The 21,401-nt window shown below is 66.9% G+C and carries 21 protein-coding genes; 14 read left to right on the plus strand and 7 right to left on the minus strand.

Annotation, left to right across the window (positions count from 1 at the left end; genetic code table 11):
* Positions 1–17: 17 nt before the first annotated feature.
* From ccoN to ACSQ89_RS31855, 7 genes are read left to right on the plus strand one after another with little or no spacing between them, the layout of a single operon-like run.
* Entirely contained in the window at positions 18–1,457 is a 1,440-nt protein-coding gene (gene ccoN / locus ACSQ89_RS31825) for a cytochrome-c oxidase, cbb3-type subunit I (RefSeq protein WP_093110218.1), read from the plus strand.
* Between the two features lie 11 nt (positions 1,458–1,468).
* On the plus strand, positions 1,469–2,095 hold the full coding sequence (ccoO, locus tag ACSQ89_RS31830) for a cytochrome-c oxidase, cbb3-type subunit II (protein ID WP_436294357.1): 627 nt from the start codon (positions 1,469–1,471) through the stop codon (positions 2,093–2,095).
* Between the two features lie 10 nt (positions 2,096–2,105).
* Positions 2,106–2,243 carry a cbb3-type cytochrome oxidase subunit 3 gene (locus ACSQ89_RS31835; RefSeq protein WP_093110216.1) on the plus strand — a complete coding sequence of 46 codons (138 nt, stop codon included), beginning with the start codon at positions 2,106–2,108 and terminating at the stop codon, positions 2,241–2,243.
* A gap of 9 nt (positions 2,244–2,252) precedes the next feature.
* The gene (ccoP, locus tag ACSQ89_RS31840) at positions 2,253–3,167 is read left to right on the plus strand and encodes a cytochrome-c oxidase, cbb3-type subunit III (protein ID WP_436294358.1); all 915 of its coding nucleotides are present in this window, start codon (positions 2,253–2,255) and stop codon (positions 3,165–3,167) included.
* A 7-nt stretch (positions 3,168–3,174) separates the two neighbouring features.
* The gene (gene ccoG / locus ACSQ89_RS31845; protein ID WP_436294359.1) at positions 3,175–4,614 is read left to right on the plus strand and encodes a cytochrome c oxidase accessory protein CcoG; all 1,440 of its coding nucleotides are present in this window, start codon (positions 3,175–3,177) and stop codon (positions 4,612–4,614) included.
* Positions 4,615–4,634: 20 nt separating this feature from the next.
* Positions 4,635–4,910 (plus strand): FixH family protein, encoded by a 276-nt coding sequence (locus ACSQ89_RS31850; protein WP_436294360.1) that lies wholly within the window; start codon positions 4,635–4,637, stop codon positions 4,908–4,910.
* 5 nt (positions 4,911–4,915) lie between these two features.
* The gene (locus ACSQ89_RS31855) at positions 4,916–5,161 is read left to right on the plus strand and encodes a hypothetical protein (RefSeq protein WP_436294361.1); all 246 of its coding nucleotides are present in this window, start codon (positions 4,916–4,918) and stop codon (positions 5,159–5,161) included.
* On the opposite strand, the gene fnr is transcribed toward ACSQ89_RS31855, so the two are convergent.
* Positions 5,142–5,858: a fumarate/nitrate reduction transcriptional regulator Fnr gene (gene fnr / locus ACSQ89_RS31860; protein WP_093110211.1), complete on the minus strand. Its 717-nt coding sequence runs from the start codon at positions 5,856–5,858 to the stop codon at positions 5,142–5,144. The two genes, ACSQ89_RS31855 and fnr, sit on opposite strands and share 20 nt — an antisense overlap.
* 212 nt (positions 5,859–6,070) lie before the next feature.
* Here fnr and ACSQ89_RS31865 point away from each other — a divergent pair, with 212 nt between their 5' ends.
* Positions 6,071–6,784, plus strand: a complete 714-nt coding sequence (locus ACSQ89_RS31865) for a sulfite exporter TauE/SafE family protein (protein WP_436294362.1) — start codon at positions 6,071–6,073, stop codon at positions 6,782–6,784.
* Positions 6,785–6,906: 122 nt separating this feature from the next.
* Complete coding sequence (locus ACSQ89_RS31870; RefSeq protein ID WP_436296820.1) at positions 6,907–7,404, plus strand: hypothetical protein; 498 nt, start codon at positions 6,907–6,909, stop codon at positions 7,402–7,404.
* A 552-nt stretch (positions 7,405–7,956) separates the two neighbouring features.
* Here ACSQ89_RS31870 and ACSQ89_RS31875 read toward each other — a convergent pair.
* Positions 7,957–8,172, minus strand: a complete 216-nt coding sequence (locus ACSQ89_RS31875) for a YgaP family membrane protein (RefSeq protein ID WP_436294364.1) — start codon at positions 8,170–8,172, stop codon at positions 7,957–7,959.
* A gap of 69 nt (positions 8,173–8,241) precedes the next feature.
* A complete protein-coding gene (locus ACSQ89_RS31880) occupies positions 8,242–10,920 on the minus strand; it encodes a bifunctional acetate--CoA ligase family protein/GNAT family N-acetyltransferase (RefSeq protein ID WP_436294365.1) in 2,679 nt (892 codons plus the stop codon).
* 112 nt (positions 10,921–11,032) lie between these two features.
* On the opposite strand from ACSQ89_RS31880, the gene ACSQ89_RS31885 reads away from it, so the two are divergent.
* Both ACSQ89_RS31885 and ACSQ89_RS31890 read left to right on the plus strand, forming a co-directional pair.
* Complete coding sequence (locus ACSQ89_RS31885; protein WP_436294366.1) at positions 11,033–12,385, plus strand: MBL fold metallo-hydrolase RNA specificity domain-containing protein; 1,353 nt, start codon at positions 11,033–11,035, stop codon at positions 12,383–12,385.
* A 15-nt stretch (positions 12,386–12,400) separates the two neighbouring features.
* Entirely contained in the window at positions 12,401–13,906 is a 1,506-nt protein-coding gene (locus ACSQ89_RS31890; protein WP_436294367.1) for a thymidine phosphorylase family protein, read from the plus strand.
* A 256-nt stretch (positions 13,907–14,162) separates the two neighbouring features.
* On the opposite strand, the gene ACSQ89_RS31895 is transcribed toward ACSQ89_RS31890, so the two are convergent.
* Positions 14,163–14,870: a hypothetical protein gene (locus ACSQ89_RS31895; protein ID WP_436294368.1), complete on the minus strand. Its 708-nt coding sequence runs from the start codon at positions 14,868–14,870 to the stop codon at positions 14,163–14,165.
* A 217-nt stretch (positions 14,871–15,087) separates the two neighbouring features.
* Between ACSQ89_RS31895 and ACSQ89_RS31900 the strand changes: the two genes are divergently transcribed.
* Positions 15,088–15,816: a Crp/Fnr family transcriptional regulator gene (locus ACSQ89_RS31900; RefSeq protein ID WP_436294369.1), complete on the plus strand. Its 729-nt coding sequence runs from the start codon at positions 15,088–15,090 to the stop codon at positions 15,814–15,816.
* On the opposite strand, the gene ACSQ89_RS31905 is transcribed toward ACSQ89_RS31900, so the two are convergent.
* Both ACSQ89_RS31905 and ACSQ89_RS31910 read right to left on the minus strand, forming a co-directional pair.
* A complete protein-coding gene (locus ACSQ89_RS31905) occupies positions 15,810–17,855 on the minus strand; it encodes a PAS domain S-box protein (protein ID WP_436294370.1) in 2,046 nt (681 codons plus the stop codon). The two genes, ACSQ89_RS31900 and ACSQ89_RS31905, sit on opposite strands and share 7 nt — an antisense overlap.
* Positions 17,855–18,619 carry a winged helix-turn-helix domain-containing protein gene (locus ACSQ89_RS31910; protein WP_436294371.1) on the minus strand — a complete coding sequence of 255 codons (765 nt, stop codon included), beginning with the start codon at positions 18,617–18,619 and terminating at the stop codon, positions 17,855–17,857. The genes ACSQ89_RS31905 and ACSQ89_RS31910 overlap by 1 nt, the downstream gene beginning before the upstream one ends.
* A 78-nt stretch (positions 18,620–18,697) precedes the next feature.
* Here ACSQ89_RS31910 and ACSQ89_RS31915 point away from each other — a divergent pair, with 78 nt between their 5' ends.
* Both ACSQ89_RS31915 and ACSQ89_RS31920 read left to right on the plus strand, forming a co-directional pair.
* Positions 18,698–19,372 carry a response regulator gene (locus ACSQ89_RS31915; RefSeq protein ID WP_436294372.1) on the plus strand — a complete coding sequence of 225 codons (675 nt, stop codon included), beginning with the start codon at positions 18,698–18,700 and terminating at the stop codon, positions 19,370–19,372.
* Positions 19,369–20,709, plus strand: a complete 1,341-nt coding sequence (locus ACSQ89_RS31920; protein ID WP_436296821.1) for an ATP-binding protein — start codon at positions 19,369–19,371, stop codon at positions 20,707–20,709. The genes ACSQ89_RS31915 and ACSQ89_RS31920 overlap by 4 nt, the downstream gene beginning before the upstream one ends.
* Positions 20,710–20,713: 4 nt before the next feature.
* On the opposite strand, the gene ACSQ89_RS31925 is transcribed toward ACSQ89_RS31920, so the two are convergent.
* Positions 20,714–21,397 (minus strand): tetratricopeptide repeat protein, encoded by a 684-nt coding sequence (locus tag ACSQ89_RS31925; RefSeq protein WP_436294374.1) that lies wholly within the window; start codon positions 21,395–21,397, stop codon positions 20,714–20,716.
* Between the last annotated feature and the right edge of the window lie 4 nt (positions 21,398–21,401).

Consider the following 21,401-nt stretch of genomic DNA (forward strand, 5'->3'; position numbering starts at 1 on the left):
CACGAGAAGGCCAGAAGATGCAAGTATCCAATCCTCCCGCAGCGGTCTACAGCGACACCGTCGTGCGGCAACTCGCCCTGATGTCGGTCGTGTGGGGGGTGGTCGGCATGCTCGTCGGCGTCATCATCGCCTCGCAGCTGGCCTGGCCCGAGCTCAATCTCGGCATTCCCTGGCTCAGCTACGGGCGGCTGCGGCCGCTGCACACCAACGCGGTGATCTTCGCCTTCGGCGGCTGCGCGCTGATGGCCACCAGCTTTCACGTGGTGCAGCGCACCTGCCAGGTACGCCTGTTCGCGCCGGCGCTCGCGTCCTTCGTCTTCTGGGGCTGGCAGGCCGTGATCGTGGCTGCCGCCATCAGCCTGCCGATGGGCTACACGAGCGGCAAGGAATATGCGGAGCTCGAATGGCCGATCGACATCCTGATCGCCCTCGTGTGGGTGGCCTACGCGGTCGTGTTCTTCGGGACCATCGGCACGCGCAAGGTCCGGCACATCTACGTGGCCAACTGGTTCTACGGCGCCTTCATCATCGCGGTCGCCCTGCTGCACATCGTCAACAGCGTGGCGATCCCCGCCGGCTTGATGAAGAGCTACTCGGCCTATGCCGGCGTGCAGGACGCGATGGTGCAGTGGTGGTACGGCCACAACGCGGTCGGCTTCTTCCTCACGGCCGGCTTCCTCGGGATGATGTACTACTACATCCCCAAGCAGGCCGGCCGGCCGGTGTATTCGTACCGGCTCTCGATCGTGCACTTCTGGGCGCTGATCTTCACCTACATGTGGGCGGGGCCGCACCACCTGCACTACACGGCGCTGCCCGACTGGACCCAATCGATCGGCATGGTGTTCTCGCTGATCCTGCTGGCGCCGAGCTGGGGCGGAATGATCAACGGCGTCATGACCCTCTCGGGCGCCTGGCACAAGCTGCGCACCGACCCGATCCTGCGCTTCCTGATCGTGGCGCTCTCGTTCTACGGCATGGCGACCTTCGAGGGGCCGATGATGTCGATCAAGACGGTCAACGCGCTCTCCCACTACACCGACTGGACCGTCGGCCACGTGCATGCCGGCGCGCTCGGCTGGGTGGGACTGATCTCGATGGGCTCGCTTTACTACCTGATCCCGAGGATGTACAGCCGTAGCGAGATGCACAGCGTCAAGGCGATCGAGCTGCATTTCTGGATGTCCACCATCGGCATCGTGCTCTACATCGCCGCCATGTGGATCGCCGGCGTCATGCAGGGCCTGATGTGGCGCTCCATCAACCCGGACGGCACGCTCACCTACACCTTCGTGGAGAGCGTGAAGGCCACCTATCCCTACTACGTGGTTCGCCTGATCGGCGGTCTGCTCTACCTGGGCGGGATGCTGGTCATGGCATGGAACGTCGTCATGACCGTCATCTCGGGACGCTCGGTGCGCGCATCCATTCCGCTGCCGGCAGCCGCCCACGCCTGAGAAAGAAAAGCATGAGCTCGAACCCTCCCAAGACCGGCTTCTCGCACGAGAAGATCGAGACCAACAACTTCCTGATGATCGTGCTGATCCTGCTGGTCGTCGCCGTCGGCGGCCTGGTCGAGATCGTGCCGCTTTTCTTCCAGAAGTCGACCACGCAGGCCGTGGCGGGCATGCAGCCGCCGAGTTCGCTGCAGGTGCTGGGCCGCGACGTCTACGTGCGCGAGGGCTGCTACAACTGCCACTCGCAGATGATCCGCCCCTTCCGTGCCGAGACGCTGCGCTACGGCCACTACTCGGTCGCCGGCGAGTTCGTCTACGACCACCCGTTTCAGTGGGGCAGCAAGCGCACCGGCCCTGATCTGCAGCGCGTCGGCGGCAAGTACAGCGACGAGTGGCACCGCATCCACCTGAACAATCCGCGCGATGTGGTGCCCGAATCGAACATGCCGGGCTACGCCTGGCTCGAGAAGGCGCCGCTCGACGGAGCCGAGGCTGCGGCGCACATGCGTGCCCTGCGCCGCGTCGGCGTGCCTTTCACCGATGAGCAGGTCGCCGCCGCGGCGGCCGAGGTGAAAGGGAAGACCGAGATGGATGCGCTGGTGGCCTATCTCCAGTCGCTCGGGCTCGCGGTCAAGTAAGGAGCACGCCATGGACATCACCACCTTGCGGATCGTCGCCACCTTGATTTCCTTCGCCACCTTCATCGGCATCCTCGTATGGGCCTACTCGCGCCGCAACGCGAAGGCTTTCGAGGGTGCAGCCCAATTGCCGTTCGAACAGGACTGAGAGAGCAACATGAGCGATTTCTTCAGTGACTCCTGGTCGAACTATGTCGCCATTGCCTCGCTGGGCAGCATCCTGCTGTGTGCATTGCTGCTGTGGCTCGTTGCCCGCGCGAAGGTTCCGGGCGGGACCGATGAAACGACCGGACATGTCTGGGACGAAGACCTGCGCGAGGCCAACAATCCGATGCCGCGCTGGTGGGTCGGCCTCTTCGTGCTCACGATCATCTTCGGCCTGGCCTACCTGGTCGCCTACCCTGGGCTGGGCAGTTACCAGGGCGAGCTCGCCTGGAGTACCGAGAACGAGTATGCGAAGGACCTTGCCAAGGCCAAGCGCGAACTCGAACCCGTCTACGCCTCCTACGCGGCCATGCCGGTGGAGCGCGTGGCGGGCGAACCCGCGGCGGCGGCGATCGGCGAGCGTCTGTTCCTCAACAACTGCGCGCAGTGCCACGGCTCGGACGCGCGCGGCAGCAAGGGCTTCCCGAACCTGGCCGACCGCGACTGGCTGCACGGCGGCGCACCGGAGAAGATCAAGGAATCCATCGCGATGGGTCGCACCGGGGTGATGCCGCCGATGGCCGCGGCGGTCGGCACCCCGGAGGATGTCAAGAACGTCGCCAACTATGTGCTGAGCCTGTCGGGCAGCCCGCACGATTCGGTCCGCGCCGGCCTGGGCAAGAGCAAGTTCAGCGCCTGCGCGGCGTGCCACGGCATCGGCGGCGTCGGCAACCCGGCGATGGGCGCGCCCAACCTGGCAGACAAGGTCTGGCTGCACGGCTATGGGCAGGAGGCGATCATCTCGATCATCAACACCGGCAGGACCAATCAGATGCCGGCCCAGCAGGACCGCCTGACCGAGGCCCAGATCCATGTGCTGGCCTCCTATGTCTGGGGCTTGTCGAACAAGCCTGCCGCTGCGCCCTAGGGCTGTCATGAAGGATGCCGCTTCCGCGTCGACCCCGGTGAGGCGCCGGGTGATCCCGATCGCTGCCGCCCAGTCTGGCGCCGGCCTGTTCGCTGCGCACCAGAAGGTCTACCCCCGCACGGTGCGCGGCGTCTTCGCGCGCTGGCGCTGGGCGATGGTGTTCCTGACGCAGCTCGTGTTCTACGGCCTGCCTTGGCTCGAGTGGGGGCAGCGCCAGGCGGTGCTGTTCGACCTGGGCGCGCGGCGCTTCTACATCCTCGGCCTCGTGCTGTACCCGCAGGATCTGATCTACCTGACCGGGCTGCTGGTGATCTCGGCACTGTCGCTCTTCCTCTTCACCGCGGTGGCGGGGCGGTTGTGGTGCGGCTATGCCTGTCCGCAAACGGTCTACACCGAGATCTTCATGTGGGTCGAGCACAAGATCGAAGGCAACCGCATCGCGCGCATGCGCCTGGACGAAGGCGACTTCTCGCTCGAGAAACTGGTCAAGAAGTGGTTCAAGCACATCGTGTGGCTCGGCATCGCGCTGTGGACCGGCTTCACCTTCGTCGGCTACTTCACCCCGATTCGCGAACTGGGCCTGGAGTTCCTGCAGACGCGCATGAGTTCGTGGGAGGTGTTCTGGGTCTTCTTCTATGGCTTTGCGACCTACGGCAATGCGGGTTTCATGCGCGAGCAGGTCTGCATGTACATGTGTCCCTATGCGCGCTTCCAGAGCGCCATGTTCGATCGCGACACGCTGATCGTGAGCTACGACAGCGAGCGCGGCGAACCCCGCGGCGTGCGTTCCAAGAACAACAACGCCCGCGCGCAGGGGCTTGGCGACTGCATCGACTGTTCGTTGTGCGTGCAGGTCTGCCCGACCGGCATCGACATCCGCAAGGGGCTGCAGTACGAGTGCATCGGCTGCGGGCTCTGTGTGGACGCCTGCAACACCGTGATGGACAAGATGGCCACACCGCGAGGTCTGATCCGCTACGCGACCCAGGCCGGCATGGCCGGCCATTGGACGCCGAGGCAGGTGCTGCGCCGCGTGCTGCGCCCACGGGTGCTGATCTACACGGGCTTGCTCGCTGCGCTGACGATGGGCGTGCTGGCGAGCCTGGTCGTGCGCATGCCGCTGAAGGTCGACGTGGTGCGCGACCGGGCTTCGCTCGCGCGCATCGTCGAGGGCGGTCAACTCGAGAACGTCTATCGCCTGCAGATCATGAACGCGACCGAGCAGGTGCAGCGCTACCGCATCGAAGCCAGGGGGCTGGAAGGCTTGAGCGTGTCTCCGCCTGATCCGGTCGAGGTCGGTTCTGCGCAGTCGCGCTGGGTCGCGGTGCGCCTGCAGCTCCCCTACGGCAGCGCCACCGCGGGTTCCCACGTCGTGCACTTCGACGTGCGCTCGGCCGACGGCAGCGCGCAGGTGTCGGAGAAGGCGACCTTCCTGGTGCCTCGTTGAGTTCGCAAAGAGGAGACAAGATGGACGATCATGCGATGACTTCCCCCAAGAGCGAACCCTGGTGGCAGTTCCCGCTGCTGTGGATGGTGATGGCCGGGCCCGCTGTGGTCATCGTCGCCAGCTTCGTGACGCTCTGGCTCGCCCTGCGCACGCCCGATCCGGTGGTGGCGCCGGACTACTATCGCCAGGGCATCGAGATCAACAAGCAACTGGTCGAAAAGAAGCTGATGCCCGCGCTGGCGGGCCGCAATCATGCGGCAACGCCTGATGCCGACCTGCCCGCACCCAGGCGCTGATGGCCATGAAGACGCGCAACTGGATGTCGATTCTCTGGCCCGCCTTTCTGCTGGCGAGCGCGGCCGAACTGCTGGTTTTTGCGCTGGTCGACCCCGGCGACCTCCACTGGCGCGGCGAGGCCGTCGGCCTGTCGCGCCAGGCGGTCTATGCGGCCGGCTTCTTCGTCTTCTGGCTGCTGGCGATAGGGTCGAGCGCGCTGACGCTGCTTCTGACCAGGTCGGCCTCCGAGATCAACAGCCGGGAGGATTGACGATGCGCCGGAGCGCCTCGGCGTCGACGATGCGAAGATTGCGCTTCTCCACCTCGACGATGCCATCCTCCATGAACTTGGAGAGCGTCCGGCTCACCGTTTCGAGGGTGAGCCCGAGGTAGCTGCCGATCTCTTCGCGCGTCATGCGCAGCACGAACTCGGAACGCGAGAAACCGCGCGCATGCAGGCGCTGCACGAGGTTGAGCAGAAAAGCCGCGAGGCGTTCCTCGGCCCGCATGCTTCCCAGCAGCAGCATCACCCCGTGCTCGCGCACGATCTCGCGGCTCATGATCTGATGCACGTGGCGCTGCAGCGCCGCGACCTCGCGCGACAGTTCCTCGATTCGGTGAAAGGGCATCACGCAGACCTCGGCATCCTCGAGCGCGACCGCGTCGCAGGTGTGCTGGTTGTTGACGATGCCATCGAGGCCGATGATTTCGCCGGCCATCTGGAAACCGGTGACCTGGTCGCGCCCATCCTCGGTCGCCACGCGGGTCTTGAAGACACCGGTGCGGATCGCATAGAGCGAGGTGAAGGGCTCGCCGTTGCGAAAGAGCGTCTCGCGGCGTCGGACCTTGCGCCGCGTGGCCACGATCTCGTCGATGCGTTTCAACTCGCTCGGCTCCAGCCCCGCGGGCATGCACAGCTCGCGCAGGGTGCAACTGGAGCAGGCGACCTTGATGTGTTCGGCTTTCATGGAGGGCGTCGAGGGTTGCAGTGATTCTGTGACGCGGTGCGCCGCCCAGGCTTGATGCACATCAAGGATGACGGGTCGACCTGCCCGCATAGTGGGTCATTGCTTGCCAGACCCACCGCCGCAATGAACACATCTCTCGCCCTCGCCCCTGCCGATTCATCTCGCGTCCCGGCCGAGCACAACCGCACGCGCTTCTCGCGCATCGTCTGATCATGCAGACTGCGCTCGCCAGCACTGCGCTCCTGATGGGATTGGTCGGCGGGCCCCATTGCGTCGCGATGTGCGGTGCTGCCTGTGCCGGCGTGATCCGCATCGTGCGCGTGCCGGTGGATGGTGGTGTGGCGCCGCTTTCGGCGAGCCCTCCGGCTGTTTCCGCATCCGTCGCCTTCCATGCGGCCCGTATCGCGGGCTATACGGCTGCCGGGGCGGCCGCCGCAGCGGCGATGCAGAGCCTCGGGTTCGCAAGCGAACAGGTCGCGGCGTTGCGTCCTCTGTGGGTGCTGCTTCATGTGTTTGTGCTCGCCTGGGGCCTGGTGCTCGCCGCACTCGGGCGACAGCCACTCTGGGCGCACCGTATCGGGCGCGCGCTCGCGACGCGCCTGCGGCCGCTCACCGGTTCGATGGCCGGCGTGCTCGCGACGGGTGCGCTCTGGGTCTCCATGCCTTGCGGTCTGTTGTATTCCGCGCTGATGCTTGCCGGGCTGGCCAACGGACCGGCGCAAGGCGCACTGACGATGGCCCTCTTTGCCGTGGGCAGCGGCGTGTCGCTGGTTCTGGCCCCTTGGCTGTGGCAGCGCTTGCGTTCAGGTGCCAGCATTGCGCGCAAGGAATGGGGAACCCGGCTTGCCGGCGGCCTGCTTGCGGCAGTGGCAATTCAGGCGCTGTGGATCGACCTGAGTCATCAGATCGACATATGGTGCCGCTGAAGGGAGACACCATGAGACGCAACATGATCGCGCTGATCGGACTTTCGGCCGTCTGCGCCGCGCTCATGAGCCCTTGCGCTGCCCAGCAGCGCCCCGCGCAGCCAGACCTTCAGATGCAGGGCATGGCCGCCCATGACGTTGCATATCAGGCGGCTCTCGACGCAGCCTCGGCCACGCGAAACGCGTCCAAGGACGCCGCTGCGGCGTTGCTCAAGGCAAGAAGGTATGCAGCTCGGCCCTCTGATCGCTGCGTGAAGGCGGCCGGCGAAGCGGCACGAAAGACCGGGCTGTCCGCCCATCGCGCTTGGCAAAGGGCGCTTGTTGCAGCCGATCGCGCGACAAGCCAAAGCAAGACAGCGGCCGAGCATGCGGCGCAGGCGAGCGAACAAGCCTCTGTCGCCTGGAATCGGGCGCTCGAGCAGATCGAGGCGGCGTCCGACCAGTTCGCTGGGGCGAGCACGGCGCAAGCCAAGAGCGCCGCGAGCGCTGTCTACGAAGATCTCCGGACAGCGCGCGATGCCTTGCGCATGGCAGCAAAGGCGAGCCACGAGGCCGCTGAGGAATCATGGCGGGCGAAAAGGCGGGCGCTGAGCGGAGAGACAGCTTCGGCCGCACCTTAGCGCCGGGTTAGCGCCTTCAATGGAGCACAAACCAGACGGCAGCGGCCCATGTGCATGCGAGGTTGGCAAACAGGGCGGCGGCGATACGCAGCGCGAAGCTGCAACCCCCGCGATGGCGGCCAGGGTACATCGGGTCACCGTGTTGGCGCTGACCGCGACCAAGGCGCCGCGCACGAAGTGATGGTCGGCAAGCGCCCGCCTATACTGCGACGGCGAAGGTGCGCAGGTCTGCGGCGGCGCGACGATCACCGTCGCCCTTGCGACCCCTTGCGACGTTCGCGCTCGAAGCCGAGCAGGAGCCCGATGCCCAACGCCACGGCCAGGCCGACGACCGCGCCTGGCCGGGCGAGTTGCTCAAACCTTCACTGTCGCTTGAAGCTGCGCGTTCGCCGAGCCGCCGGCGCGCCAGGGATATCGCGAAGCATCAATCCAGGGTGATCCAAGCAATCAGCGCCTGGAGGGCGAGCCACAGCAGCGCCGCGCCGAGCAGCACCAAGACCGCGACGATCATCCACATGGAAGATCTCCCAAGGCGCCTCGATGGGCCGACATTCACGGTCGTCCTGGCCGGCCCCGAGGGCTGTCGCTGGCACAGGTGCTGACGCCGAGCAGCGCGTAGGCGGGGCAGGCGCCGAAGAGGCCTGTCAGCAGGGGCACGATGCCCAGATATCCCCATGGCCCGATCGTCCCGGCAGCCGACAGGCCGATGAGCGCGGCACCCACCATGATGCGCAGCAGGCGATCGGCAGCTCCAACATTCCGCTTCATTGCGCACGCTCCTTGTGGCTTCAATGCATCCATCGTGCGCCAGACATGGGCGGGCGTCCTTGCGATGGATCAAGGGGTGATGATCGGACTGTTCAATGTCCTGACCACGCGCCGCACGCCCGAATCGGCCGGTTCCGCCAGATCGGCCTCGAAGCCCATGGCGCGCGCCAGGTTCAGCATCCGGGTGTTCTCGCGCAGGATGATGCCCACGAGACGGCCGATTTCGCGGCTCCTGGCGTGCTCGATCAATTGCGCGAACAGCAGCTTGCCGAGCCCGGCGCCCTTGAGATCGGAGCGCACGATAATGGCGAACTCGGCCTCCACCCGGTCGGGATCGCTCACGGTACGGGCCACGCCCAGCGTCTCGGGTGCGCACTGCGCGTCGGAGCCTTCGGCAATGAAGGCCATCTCACGGTCGTAGTCGATCTGGGTGAGGCGGGCGAGCTCGCTGCGCGGCAGCTCACGCCTTGTCTGGAAGATTCGCATGCGGATGTCTTCCGGGTCGAGTTGCTCCAGAAAGCGCCGGTGCTGCGCCTCGTCCTCGGGGCGGATCGGCCGCAGCGTGATCTCGCGGCCGTTCCAGGTCAGGGTGCGGACCCATTGCGAAGGATACGGAAGGATCGCAAAGCGCTCCGCCCCGGCGACCGGCCGCGCGGCGACGCGAATGCGGGCATCGAGAGCGATGGCGCCCGATTCGTCGACATGCAGCGGATTGATGTCGAGTTCCGCCAACTGCGGCAGGTCCGCGAGCATCTGCGACACGGCGATCAGCACGTCGTAGAGCGCGTCCAGCTGGGCCGGCGGATGGTCGCGGTAGCCGGCCAGCAGGCGCGACACGCGCGTGCGCGAGACCAGCTCGCGCGCCAGGCTGCGGTTGAGAGGGGGCAGGGCGACGGCGCTGTCGGCGGTGACCTCCACCGCGGTGCCGCCCTGGCCACAGAGGATCACAGGGCCGAACACGCTGTCGATGCTGGCCCCGACAATGACTTCCTGGGCATGAGGCCGACGCACCATCGGCTGCACAGTGAACCCGTCGATGCGCGCATCGGGCCGGGCGGTCCGCACGGCCTGCAGCATCTCGCTGACCGCATGGTCCAGCGATGCCCGGTCGCGCAGGTCGAGCCGGACGCCACCGACGTCGGATTTGTGCGTGATGTCGCGCGAGACGATCTTGAGCGCCACCGGGTAGCCGACTTCTCGCGCCGCTGAAAAAATGGCCTCGGCCGAGGCGGGAACCGCGAGCGTGGGCACCACCGGCACGCCATAGGCCTTGAGCACGGCCTTGGCCTCCTGCTCGCCAAGCCATTCGCGACCTTCGGCGAGCACGGCGTCCAGCTGGCGGTGTGCCGAGGCGACATCGGGCACCGGGTTCTCGCTGGCGCTCGGTGCCTCGATCAGGGTGTCCTGGTTGCGTCTGTAGGTTTGCAGCATCGCGAAGGCGCGAACGGCTTCCTCCGGCGTCGGGTAGTCGGGTATGCCGGCCTGTTCGAACAGTTGACGCGCCTGGGCGACGGCGGCGTCGCCGAGCCAGGCGCTCATGACGCGCGGCCCGGTTGTACGCAGCAAGGGCAGACAGGCGCGCGCGATGTCGTCGCTGCGAACGATCGCGGTCGGCGCGTGGACGAACAGCACCGCGCCGGCCGCCTCGTCGGCCAGCAGGGCCGACAGCGTGTCGGTGTAGCGCTCGATCGGTGCATCGCCGATGATGTCGATCGGGTTGGCGTGCGACCAGTTGGCTGGCAGCACCGCATTCAAGCGTTCCAGCAGCGCCTCGTTCGGCTCGGCGAGCGTGATGCCGGCCCGCGCGGCCGCGTCGGCTGCCATCACGCCGGCGCCGCCGCCGTTGGTCATGATGGTCAGCGATTCACTGCGGTTGCCGCGAAAACGCGCCAGGGTCTCCGCCGCGATGAACAGGTCCTGCAGCGTGTTGACACGCAACATGCCGGCTCGGCGGATGGCGGCGTCGTAGACGGCGTCCGAACCTGCCAGCGCACCGGTGTGCGAGGCGGCGGCGCGCACGCCGTTACCGGCGCGCCCGGCCTTCACGACGATCACCGGCTTGTTGCGCGCCGCCGCCCGCGCGGCGGACATGAACTTGCGCGGCGACTCCACCGATTCGACGTAGAGCAGGATGGATCGCGTGCGCGCGTCGCTCGCCAGATGGTCGAGCAGATCGCCGAAATCGACGTCGCAGTGGTCGCCGAGGGAGACGAGGTGCGACAGGCCGATGCCGCGGCTCTTGGCCCAGTCAAGTACCGCGGTGACCAGCGCGCCGGACTGCGACACGAAGGCCAGCTCCCCCGGCAGCGCGTCGGTATGGGCGAAGCTGGCATTCAGCCCGATGTGCGGGCTCAGGAGGCCTATGCAATTGGGACCCAGCAGGCGCATCAGATAGGGCTTTGCCGCATCGAGCGCTGCCTGCTTCTGCGCTGCACTCAGACCGGCGGTCACGATGATGGCCGCGCGGGTGCCCAGCGCGCCGAGTTCGGCGATCAGTTGCGCCACCGTGTGCGCCGGCGTACACAGGAGGGCGAGATCCGGTGCGCCGGGCAGATGGGCAGCCTTCGCGAACACGGGCGCGCCATCCAGCACAGCGTGCTTGGGATTGACGGCATAGATCGGACCCGCGAAATGGCCGGCGCGCAGATTGCGCCAGACGGTGGCGCCGACACTGCCTTGGCGGTTCGAAGCGCCGAACACGGCGACCGAGTTCGGAGACAGCAAGCGGTCGAGATGGCGAATGGTCAAGGGGGCCTCCGGCGAAAAGCCGATCATGCGCAGCCGAGCATGCTCCTACCTTGACGAACATCAAGCCGAAGCGTGCGTCTGCTGCCAAGCTCCGACTCAACAAGGAGAAACAATGCGCATCGAATTCCTCGGTGGCACGGGCACCGTCACCGGATCGAAATACCTGCTGGAACACGAGGGCCGCCGGCTCTTGGTGGACTGCGGCCTGTTTCAGGGCCTGAAGCAACTGCGTCTGCGCAACTGGGAGGCCTTGCCGGTCAAGGCCTCCGAGATCGACGCGGTGCTGCTCACGCATGCGCACATGGACCATAGCGGCTTCGTGCCGCGGCTTGTCAAGCTCGGCTTCAAGGGCCCCATCTACTGCACCGGGGCAACGCGCGACCTCTGCGAACTGCTTCTGCCCGATTCGGGCCGGCTGCAGGAGGAGGAAGCCGACTTCGCGAACCGGCATGGGCATTCCAAGCACAAGCCGGCGTTACCACTCTATACCGAGGAGGATGCCCGCGCTGCGTTGAAGCGCTTCGAGGCGATCTCCTTCGACAAGGAACACTCGCCATGGCCAGGCTGGTCGTGGCGTCTGAAGCGCGCGGGACACATTCTCGGCGCGGCCAGCGTGCACCTCACCTGGACCGGCGGCAGCATCCTGTTTTCCGGCGACCTTGGCCGCAGCGACGACCTGGTGATGCGCCCACCCGAATCTCCCGAGCCGGCGGACTATGTCGTCGTGGAGTCCACCTATGGCGATCGCCGGCATCGCGACGTCGACACGCTCATGGCGCTGGCCGACGTGGTCAACCGCACCGCGGCGCGCGGCGGCGTTGTCGTCATCCCTTCCTTCGCCGTCGGGCGCGCGCAGACCATCCTGCACTGCATCCACCTGCTCAAGAAGGCGCACCGCATTCCCGACATGCCGGTGTATCTGAACAGCCCCATGGCGGCCGATGCCACGCGCATCTTTCGGCATCACCTCGACGAGCACCGGCTGAGCGCCGAGCAGTGCGCAGCCATGAGCAAGGAGGCCACCATCGTCAACACGGTAGAGGAATCAAAGCGGCTGAACACATTGACGTTGCCTTCGATCATCGTTTCCGCCAGCGGCATGGCGACCGGCGGACGCGTGCTACATCACCTGAAGGCCTATGCGCCGGATGCGCGCAACACGATCCTGTTCGCCGGCTTCCAGGCTGCCGCAACGCGCGGTGCCGCCTTGGTGGGTGGTGCGGAATCGGTCAAGATCCACGGCGTCTATGTGCCGGTGCGTGCCGAAGTGGCGAATCTGGACACCTTGTCGGCCCATGCGGACCGCGAACAGCTGCTGGTCTGGCTCGGCGCGCTGCGTGCGCCGAAGCGGGTTTTCGTGACCCACGGCGAGCCGGTGGCCGCCGATGCGCTGCGGCTGGCCATCGAGGAGCGTCACGGCTGGCCGGTCACGGTGCCGGAGTACCTCGAATCCCGCAAGCTCTGAAGAACGATCCTCGCCATGTCCTTCGAACACCTGCGGGCACGCCGGGCCGGCATCGACACCTATCAGCAGCCCGTGGTGTACATGCGCGGCGACTGCCCTGTCTGCCGGGCGGAAGGCTTCGAAGCGCAGGCGCAGGTCGAGGCGATCGCCAACGGACACCATCTGCTCGCAATCCTGAACCACGTGAGCAGCGACTGGCTTGGCAGCGACGAGATCGCGTTGTCGGAAGTCGCCTGGACCTTGCTGGGCGCGGCAGCAGGCGATGAAGTGGAGGTGCGCCATCCGCCGGTGCTCGCCTCGCTTGCGCACCTTCGCGCCAAGGTTCACGGCGGCAGGCTTGGCTATTCCGCCCTGCGCGAGCTCATGGAAGACGTGAGCCGTGGCCGGCTTTCCGACATTCACCTCGCGTGCCTGGTGACGGTCTGCGCTGGCGGCGGGCTCGATCTCGACGAGACGGTCGCGTTGACGCGGGCCATGGTCGACGTCGGCGAACGCATCGACTGGGGAACCTCGCCAGTGATGGACAAGCACTGCATCGGTGGCCTCCCAGGCAACCGCACGACGCTGCTGGTGGTGCCGATCGTCGCTGCGTGCGGCGTGCTCATGCCCAAGACCTCCTCGCGCGCCATCACCTCCGCGGCCGGAACTGCCGATGCGATGGAGACACTGGCGCCCGTCGAGCTGGACCTGGTGGCGCTGCGCCGCGTCGTCGCAAGGGAAGGGGGGTGCATCGCATGGGGCGGCGCCACTCGCATCAGTCCCGCCGACGACATGCTGATTCGCGTGGAGCGACCGCTGAGTCTGGAGAGCGAAGGCTTGCTGGTGGCCTCCATTCTCTCCAAGAAGGCGGCGACCGGCTCGCAGCGCGTGCTGATCGATCTGCCGGTCGGCCCGTTGACCAAGGTACGCGGCACAGCCGCAGCAGAACTTCTGTCGCACAGCCTGGTAACGGTAGGCGCCGCATTGGGGCTGCAGGTGCGCACGGTGTTCACTGACGGCACGCAGCCTGTGGGTCGCGGCATCGGGCCCGCGCTGGAGGCCATGGACGTGATGGCAGTGCTGCAACGCAGCGCTGATGCGCCGGAGGACCTGCGCGAGCGTGCATTGCTGCTTGCTGGCTTGCTGCTGGAAATGGCCGGAAAGACTGCCCTCGGTAGCGGGCAGGCGCTGGCGCGCGAGGTGCTGGACGATGGGCGCGCGCTGGCCAAGTTCCTCGCGATCTGCGAAGCGCAGGGCGGCTTGCGCGTGCCGCCCAGGGCGGCGCACACCGAGGATGTGATTGCGCATGCCTGTGGCACAGTGTCTGCGATCGACACACGGCTCATCTCGCGCGCGGCCAAACTGGCTGGCGCTCCGCGCGATCCGGCGGCCGGGGCAAGAATGCATGTGCGTGTACGGGATCCTGTCGAGTTGGGTCAGCCGCTCTTCACGTTGCATGCCGGCAGCCCTGGGGCGCTCCAGTACGCTTTGCGCTTCCTGCGTTCGCAGCTGCCTGTCGTTCAGATCGAGGCGCCGCCATGAGCGCGAGCGGCGGCGGCGCGGACAGGCTGCCGTCGACCGGTCAGCTCCTGCACCGTTCGGACCCAGCTGCTGGGCGTTGCCAACGGCCGCGCTGAGCCGAGCGCGCGTTGGGTGCGCAGCCCTGGGTGTTCGGCGCCTTTCCCCAAGGGGCAGGGCACGGTGGAGGTATGCGCTCATTGCCGTAGCGTCGAAGCCGGCCATGCCGCGCGCAGAGGGGCGGTTCAGCGTGTCGCCGCCGTGACGCCCGGGCGATCGGTCAACCGTGCGCGACGGTATCGAGCAGTACCGTCTGCATCACGAAGCGGTGATTCTCGCAACGCCAAGCTTCGTCCAGCGGGCCGTTCGGCGAAAGCAGCGACCAGTGCCCGGCGTTCGTCGCATCGACCACACAAGTCGCATCGTTCGAAGCCGCCTGGCATTGGCCTCCCATCTCCACCTCGAAACCTATCTCACGGGCGGCGGACAGGAAAGCGCTGCCCCGCATGGTCAGCGGATCGCCGAGGAAGAGGATCGACGCGCGGGTCGTTGTCGGTGGCCGATGCTCGCACAGCGCCATGAGATCCGCCAGCGCCCGGGCTGGGTGGTCGTCCATCCCCAGTCCCTGGTAGACGGGCACCCCGGCTTCCCTTTCCAACTGACGGGCGGCTGCCGAAGGCATCGTTCCGCAGTCAATCGCGTCGTACATGCGGCCCAGCATCCGTGCCAGCGTGCGAATGTCGCCGTTGGAATGCGCTGATTCTGCAGGCTCGGCGAACCTCACCTCGGCGACGTGCGCCCCAAGCTCCAACGCCGCGCCATGGAGCGCCGACCTTTCTCCCTCGGACGACGTGCCGATCAGCAGGGCGATGTTCTTGCCGCGCAGGGGCTTGCCGACCGTACCCGCTTTCGCCGCGGTCCTCAGTCGCCGGGCGGCGGCGAAGACCGCGAGGATACGGCCGGCGCGCAGTGGCTCGCGAGGCGACAAGCAGTGCGAAGGGATTGAGAGGCGAGATTGCACACAGCGAAGGTATAGCCTGTCGCCATCTCGACCTTGATCGCCGTCAACGATCAGGCGTTCTGTGGGCGTCGCTACCAACGAGACACAAAGCATTCACCCACTGTTACCGAGACAGCCGTCACGTTGGCGTCGCTGTTGCACTGGCTTTCTAAGCTTCAACCATCGATTCGCAAGGAGCAAGAAAGTGAAAACGACGAGCGTTCCCAGGTGCACCCGGTCCACCGTCCAACGCATTGCGGACATGCTGCAACTGCTGCAGGACAGCCTGCCGATCCAGCGGCGCATCGTGCGCACGGGGGACACGATCTATCAGGCGGGCCAGCAGTTCGGGTGCCTTTACATCGTGAATTCAGGCTTCTTCAAGATGGTCAACCTGTCCAGCGAAGGGCGCGAGCAGGTGGTCGGTCTTCATTTCAAGGGCGACTGGCTGGGCCTCGACGGGATCGCCATGTCACGGTATGGCTGCGACGCGGTCGCGATGGACACCGGCGAGGTCTGGGCCATCCGCTATGACGCCCTGCTCCAGGCGGCGGTCCGCACCCCTGCGCTGCTGACTGCGCTGCATGAGGCCATGAGCCGCGAGCTCACGCGCGATCACGATTCGATGCTGTCCTTGTGCACGCTGCCTGCCGACGCCCGCGTGGCCGGTTTCCTGCGCTACTGGGCCGACGCGCTCTCGCAGCGCGGCCTGCGTACCGACCAATTCACGCTGCGCATGACGCGCGCCGAGATCGGCAACTACCTCGGCATGACGCTGGAGAGCGTGAGCCGTGCGCTGTCGCGACTGGCGCGTGGCGACGTGATCCGTTTCACCGAGAAGGGTCGGCGCGACATCCACATCCCGCAGGTGGAGGCGCTCACGAGCTTCATGCAGGGCCTCGCCACACCGATGAGCGCCGCCGCCCTTCACTGAGCTGCGTTGAGGACCCTCACGATGGCATGCTCGAGCTCGGTGCGCGTGTAGGGTTTGCGCAGCAGCTCCCAGCCCTGGGGCTCATCGAGCAGTTTGCTGGAATAGCCCGACATCAGCAGCACCGGCAGGCCGGGAAACTGCGTGCGCACCGCATCGGCCAGCTCGGTGCCGCGCATGCCGGTGCCGAGCAGGATGTCGGTGAGCAGCAGCCCGATGCCGGGTTCCGATGCGAGCAAGCGCAATGCTTCTTCGGCGTTCGCGCAGGCGACGACCTCGCAGGCCATCGAAGCAAGGAACTTCTCCACCACGCTCAGGACCTCGGGATCGTCCTCGACCAGCAGGACACGCAGGTTCGCGGGCACGCTGCCCGACGCCGTAGCGTCGAAATCCTCGTCGGCAGAGCCATCCTCGTCCACGCGCGGGAGATAGAGCGTCACCGTGGTGCCAGCGCCGGGCGCGCTGCTGAGACCGACGGCGCCGCGTGATTGCTTGGCGAAGCCGTAGACGGTCGAAAGGCCAAGGCCGGTGCCGCGGCCGCTTTCCTTCGTGGTGAAGAAGGGTTCGAAGGCGCGCTCCTTGACGGCCTCGGGCATGCCCGAGCCCGTGTCCGAGATGGAGATTGCCACGTAGCCGGCCTCGTTGGCCTGCCCGCGCTCGGCATCGAGACTGGCCGGCAGCGAGGGAGCGGCGCGGCAGACAAAGGCCAGTGTGCCGCCCTGCGGCATGGCGTCGCGCGCGTTGATGGCGACGTTCAACAGCGCGGATTCGAGCTGCCCCGGGTCCGCCAGGCACAGTGCCTCTTCGGCATCGAGCGTGATGACGATGCGCTGATCGAGCGCGCGGCGCAGCATGTCGGTCAGGGAGTGCAGCAGCGCAGTGGCGTCGACGACCGTGGGTTGAAGCACCTGGCGCCGCGAAAACGCGAGCAGCTTGCCCGTCAGCTCGGCGCCTCGGCGTGTGGCACGCGCGGCGGCGCCGACGAGTTGCTGGATGAACGGATCGCCGGCGCACGCAGGAGCGTCCTCGAGCACCTGCAGGTTGCCCGAGATGATGGTCAGCAGGTTGTTGAAGTCGTGCGCGATGCCGCCGGTCAGCTGACCGACGGTCTCCAGCCGCTGGGCATGGTTGAGCGCCTCCTCGCTCTGCGCGCGCTGCAGGACGGTCCCCAACAGGCTCGATAGCGAATCGAGAAATCGAACTTCGTCGTCGCCGAAGCGGCTGGGCGTGCTCGAGCGCACGGCTAGGACACCGATGGTGCGGCCGCGATCCGACAGCGGCACGGCAAGCTCGCTCGGCAGGCCTTCCATGTCACGCGAGGCCGGTTCGAAGCGGGTGTCCCGCGCGTGGTCGGCCACCAGAACCGCCTTGCCGTCGGCCGCAACGCTGCCGGCAGGCGAGGTGGGCGAATTGGGAACTCGATCCCCGACGGCGAGATCCTGCAAGACGCCGGTGATGGCAGCGACCCTGAATTCGAGGCCGTTTGGCTCCAGCAGGAGGATCTCGGCCGTCTCGACCTGGAGTGCTTCGGCCGCGATTGCCGGCACGCGCTCCAGAAGTTCCTGCGACTCGCGCGCATCGACCGCGAAGCGGCCGAACTGGGCGAGATGCTCGGCATACCGGGCTCTTTGCAAGGCCTGCTTGACGCGCGGATAAGCGCTCACGCCGCGAATCGCAGCCACGACATACGGCAGGCCGTGGTCCTGCAACGGACTCAGCGCGATCTCGACCATCACCGTGCTGCCGTCGCGCCGTTTGGCGACCAGGTCCATCTGCATGCCCATCGGGCGCGTGCGCGGGTGGTCGGCATAGGCGTTGCGATAGGCCGCATGGCGCGGCCGGATCGCTTCGGGCACCAGTTCGTCGACCGAAAGTCCGACGAGTTCGTCTGCCGAATAGCCCAGCAGATCGAGCGCCGCCGGATTGGCGAGTCCGATCACGCCCTGAAGATCGACCAGCAGAAGCGCGTCGGGATAGGCAGCGAAGAGCGAGCGGAATACCGCCCCGTCGTCGAATCCGGGAACGAGGGATTTCTGCTTCATCAACCCGCCTCGACCTTGGGGACCAGAATGTAGCCGGCGCCACGCACCGACTTGATGATCTGTGGATTGTTCGGGTCGGCTTCCAGCTTTTTGCGCAGCCGCCCGATCTGGACGTCGATGGTGCGGTCGAAGGGGCCGCCGTCGCGGCCCCGGGTGTGTTCGAGAAGGAAGTCCCGCGACAGCACGCGGCCCGGGTGCGTCGCCAGCGTGTTCAGCAGATCGAATTCGCCCGTGGTCAGGGGCACCTCAATTCGGTCGGGATCCAGCAGGCGCCGTGCCGCGGTGTCGAGCTCCCACTGCGCGAAGCGCAGCAGCGTCGTCGCGGCTTCGGCGTTCGCTTTTCCCTGGCCTTGTTCACCAGGTGTAAGGCGGCGCAGCACCGCTTTGATGCGCGCCAGCAATTCGCGCAGATCGAAAGGCTTGGTGACGTAGTCGTCGGCCCCGACCTCGAGGCCGACCACCTTGTCGACCGCATCGCCGCGGCCGGTGACGATCACCAGCCCGCAGCGCCAGTGCTCTCGCAACTGGCGCGCGATGGCGAAGCCGTCCTCGCCGGGCAGGCCCAGGTCGAGCAGCACGAGCATGGGCGCGTCGCGTGCCATCAGGTCCATGAGCGCTGTACCGGAATGCAGCTGGCTGACGCGAAAGCCATGGCCTGCAAGGTAGTTGGCGAGCAGCATGGTGATGTCTGCTTCGTCGTCGAGAACTGCGAGATGGATGGAGGTGGTCACCCGGGTGATGTTAGTCGGGTGGCCACGGACCATCAACAGGGGCTGGGCCGGGCGGACTCGTTTGCATAATGATCCATCGCACGCCCTCGATCGCACGACGCCAGGCCACCCATGCGCATTCTCATCGTCGAAGACGACATCCTGCTCGGCGACGCCCTGGCGTCCGGACTGCGTCAACTGGGCCAGGTGGTCGATTGGTTCGGCAGCGGCGCCCAGGCTGACGCGGCGCTGGCCGATGCGCCCTTCGATGCGGTGGTGTTGGATCTCGGCCTGCCCGGCGGCGACGGCATGCATTGGCTGGGCCGCTGGCGTGGCCGCGGCCTGAAGCTTCCGGTGCTCATCCTGACCGCGCGCGACGCCGTCGACCAGCGCATCGCCGGACTGGACGGGGGGGCGGACGACTACCTGGTCAAGCCGATCACCATCGACGAACTTGCCGCGCGCTTGCGTGCGCTGGTGCGCCGCGCCTCCGGTCATGCCCAATCGGTGTGGCAGCACGGCGCGCTGGAATACGATCCGGCGGCCAAGCTGGTGCGTTGGAAGGGAGTGCCGGTCGATCTTACCGGTCGCGAGCTGACCCTGCTGGAGGCGCTGCTGACGGATTCTCAGCGCGTCCTGTCCAAGGCCTATCTGCAGCAAAAGCTCTACGACTGGAGCGGCGGGGAACCCGAAAGCAACACGCTGGAGGTCCACATTCATCGCCTGCGGCGCAAGATCGATCCCGGCATCGTGCGCACGGTGCGCGGAGTCGGTTACGCGCTTGGCTCCGGGGAGGCCGCCCCATGAGCCTTCAGCGCCGCTTGCTGACGTACCTGGTGGTGTGTGCCCCACTGGTATGGGCCGTCGCGTTGTTCGTGTCCGTCGACCGCGCGCGACACGAAGTCAACGAACTTTTCGATACCGAGTTGATCCGTTTGGCCCGGCAGGTCCACGCAAGGCTGCCAGGGACGGCCGCTGTGCTGCCGCCTGCGCCGGCGCCGGGGAGCGTGGGATCGGGCGAAGCCGACGTGCGCGACCTTGCGATCGCGGTGTGGGACGCCGACGGGCGCCTGATGCTGGCCGACGGGGAGGGTGCTCAGTTTCCGCGGGTCGACGGCGCCGGTTTCGTGGACGAGCGCATCAATGGGAATCTCTGGCGTGTCTACTACCTCCGGTCGCTCGCCGGGGAAGGGATGGTCGCAGCGGGGCAAAAAGCCTATGAGCGTGACGAACTCGTTTTCAGCCTGACGGCGAGCCAGGTGGTGCCCTGGCTGCTGGTGCTGCCGCTGCTGCTGGTGATCATGGCCTGGGCCGTCCGACGGGCGCTGGCGCCCGTGCACCAGCTCACGGCAGAACTGCGGAGTCGCCGCGCGGACGATCTCCAACCCGTGCCCAAGGGCCAGGCGCCGGCCGAACTCAAGCCATTGGTGGACGCGATGAACGGCCTGTTCGCGCGCATCGAGGCGATGCTGGCGCGCGAGCGCCGCTTCACGGCCGATGCTGCGCACGAGCTTCGCACGCCCCTGGCCGTGCTGCGCGTTCAATGGGACGTGGTGCGCCGTGCGGCGAGCGGGCTCGAGCGCGCGCAGGCCGAAGCCAAGTTCACCGCAGGGATGGAACGCATGAGCCGCCTCGTCAGCCAGATGCTGGCCCTGTCGCGCCTGGAGGCGACCCACGCGGCATCGCTGACGACGGAAGTGCAATGGCCGACCATCGTCGAGCACGCGGTGAACGATTGCCTGGTCCTGGCCGAACGCCGCCGGATCGATCTGGCCTGCGAATGGCCCCCGCGGGGCCGACATCCGATGCCGTTGCTGGGTGACGAACACCTGCTGACCGTGCTGCTGCGCAATCTGCTGGACAACGCCGTGCGCTACGCGCCGCGAGGTACGGCCGTGACGCTGCGCGTCGCAGAGGAGCAACTCGAGATGGAGAACGAGGGGGAATCTTTGTCACCCGAACAACTGCTTCGACTGGGGGAGCGTTTCTACCGGCCCGCCGGACAGCAGGAAGGCGGCAGCGGCCTGGGTGTTTCGATCGCGCGGCGCATCGCCGAGCTGCACGGACTGGAAGTGATGTTCGGTGCGGGCGCGAACGGCAAGGGCGTGCGCGTCGTGCTGCGCTTCGACGCGGCGCACCGTTGAGTGTCTACTTGTTCTTCGCTTTTTCGAGCAATGCGCGCGCCTCTTCGCGCCGCCCCGCATCGGCCACCTGGCGCCCGGGGCGGGCAGGTGCCTCTATCGCGCGCTCGAGATATGTCACGGCCTGGTCGGGTTGCTTGATTTCGAGCAGGTACTCGCCATAGAAATAGTTGGGGTCGATGCCCTTGGGATTGAGGGCCAGGGCCTTCTGCAGCAACTCCTTGGCCTTGGCCTTGTCGCCGAAGCCCATCGGCCAGCCGGGTACCTTGTAGTAGAGGACGCCGAGGCTGTTGTAGGCCGAGCCGTCCAGCACGTCGCCATCGATGCGGATGGCCTCTTCGTACAGCGCCTTGGCCTGCTTGACCAGGCCGAGCGCGCCAAGACCGCCGCGCTCGCCGGCCCAGGAGCTGACGATGATGCCCTCCCAGACCAGCGGCTCGCTGCGGCCCGGATTGGCTTCGCTCACCTTGCGCGCCTGGGCGGCCAGCGCCTCGAAGCGCTTCTCGCGCTCGGTGGGCGGCGTCTGGTAGCGAATGACTTCCCACTCGCGCTGCAACGTGGCGACGGATTCTTCGACGCCCGCGGCGCCGGCTGCCAGCGGCAGCAGCTGGGCGAAGACGGCAGCAGCCAGCATGGCGGTCATGCCGCGGCGGGACAGCGCCGCGGCGGCGGTCTTGGGCGTACGGGTCATTCGG

This window comes from Variovorax sp. LjRoot175, from assembly GCF_964253805.1.
In the GTDB taxonomy this organism is placed as follows: domain Bacteria; phylum Pseudomonadota; class Gammaproteobacteria; order Burkholderiales; family Burkholderiaceae_C; genus Variovorax.

Bases quoted from the DNA above. Each gene is read 5' to 3' on its own strand.
- ccoP (WP_436294358.1), top strand. From the start codon at position 2,253: ATGAGCGATTTCTTCAGTGACTCCTGGTCGAACTATGTCGCCATTGCC.
- ACSQ89_RS31875 (WP_436294364.1), bottom strand. From the start codon at position 8,172: ATGAAGCGGAATGTTGGAGCTGCCGATCGCCTGCTGCGCATCATGGTG.
- ACSQ89_RS31865 (WP_436294362.1), top strand. From the start codon at position 6,071: ATGCAGACTGCGCTCGCCAGCACTGCGCTCCTGATGGGATTGGTCGGC.
- ACSQ89_RS31910 (WP_436294371.1), bottom strand. From the start codon at position 18,619: ATGGTCCGTGGCCACCCGACTAACATCACCCGGGTGACCACCTCCATC.
- ACSQ89_RS31885 (WP_436294366.1), top strand. From the start codon at position 11,033: ATGCGCATCGAATTCCTCGGTGGCACGGGCACCGTCACCGGATCGAAA.
- ACSQ89_RS31855 (WP_436294361.1), top strand. From the start codon at position 4,916: ATGAAGACGCGCAACTGGATGTCGATTCTCTGGCCCGCCTTTCTGCTG.
- ACSQ89_RS31870 (WP_436296820.1), top strand. From the start codon at position 6,907: ATGGCCGCCCATGACGTTGCATATCAGGCGGCTCTCGACGCAGCCTCG.
- ccoG (WP_436294359.1), top strand. From the start codon at position 3,175: ATGAAGGATGCCGCTTCCGCGTCGACCCCGGTGAGGCGCCGGGTGATC.
- fnr (WP_093110211.1), bottom strand. From the start codon at position 5,858: ATGAAAGCCGAACACATCAAGGTCGCCTGCTCCAGTTGCACCCTGCGC.
- ACSQ89_RS31890 (WP_436294367.1), top strand. From the start codon at position 12,401: ATGTCCTTCGAACACCTGCGGGCACGCCGGGCCGGCATCGACACCTAT.
- ACSQ89_RS31850 (WP_436294360.1), top strand. From the start codon at position 4,635: ATGGACGATCATGCGATGACTTCCCCCAAGAGCGAACCCTGGTGGCAG.
- ccoO (WP_436294357.1), top strand. From the start codon at position 1,469: ATGAGCTCGAACCCTCCCAAGACCGGCTTCTCGCACGAGAAGATCGAG.
- ACSQ89_RS31920 (WP_436296821.1), top strand. From the start codon at position 19,369: ATGAGCCTTCAGCGCCGCTTGCTGACGTACCTGGTGGTGTGTGCCCCA.
- ACSQ89_RS31915 (WP_436294372.1), top strand. From the start codon at position 18,698: ATGCGCATTCTCATCGTCGAAGACGACATCCTGCTCGGCGACGCCCTG.
- ccoN (WP_093110218.1), top strand. From the start codon at position 18: ATGCAAGTATCCAATCCTCCCGCAGCGGTCTACAGCGACACCGTCGTG.
- ACSQ89_RS31925 (WP_436294374.1), bottom strand. From the start codon at position 21,397: ATGACCCGTACGCCCAAGACCGCCGCCGCGGCGCTGTCCCGCCGCGGC.
- ACSQ89_RS31905 (WP_436294370.1), bottom strand. From the start codon at position 17,855: ATGAAGCAGAAATCCCTCGTTCCCGGATTCGACGACGGGGCGGTATTC.
- ACSQ89_RS31835 (WP_093110216.1), top strand. From the start codon at position 2,106: ATGGACATCACCACCTTGCGGATCGTCGCCACCTTGATTTCCTTCGCC.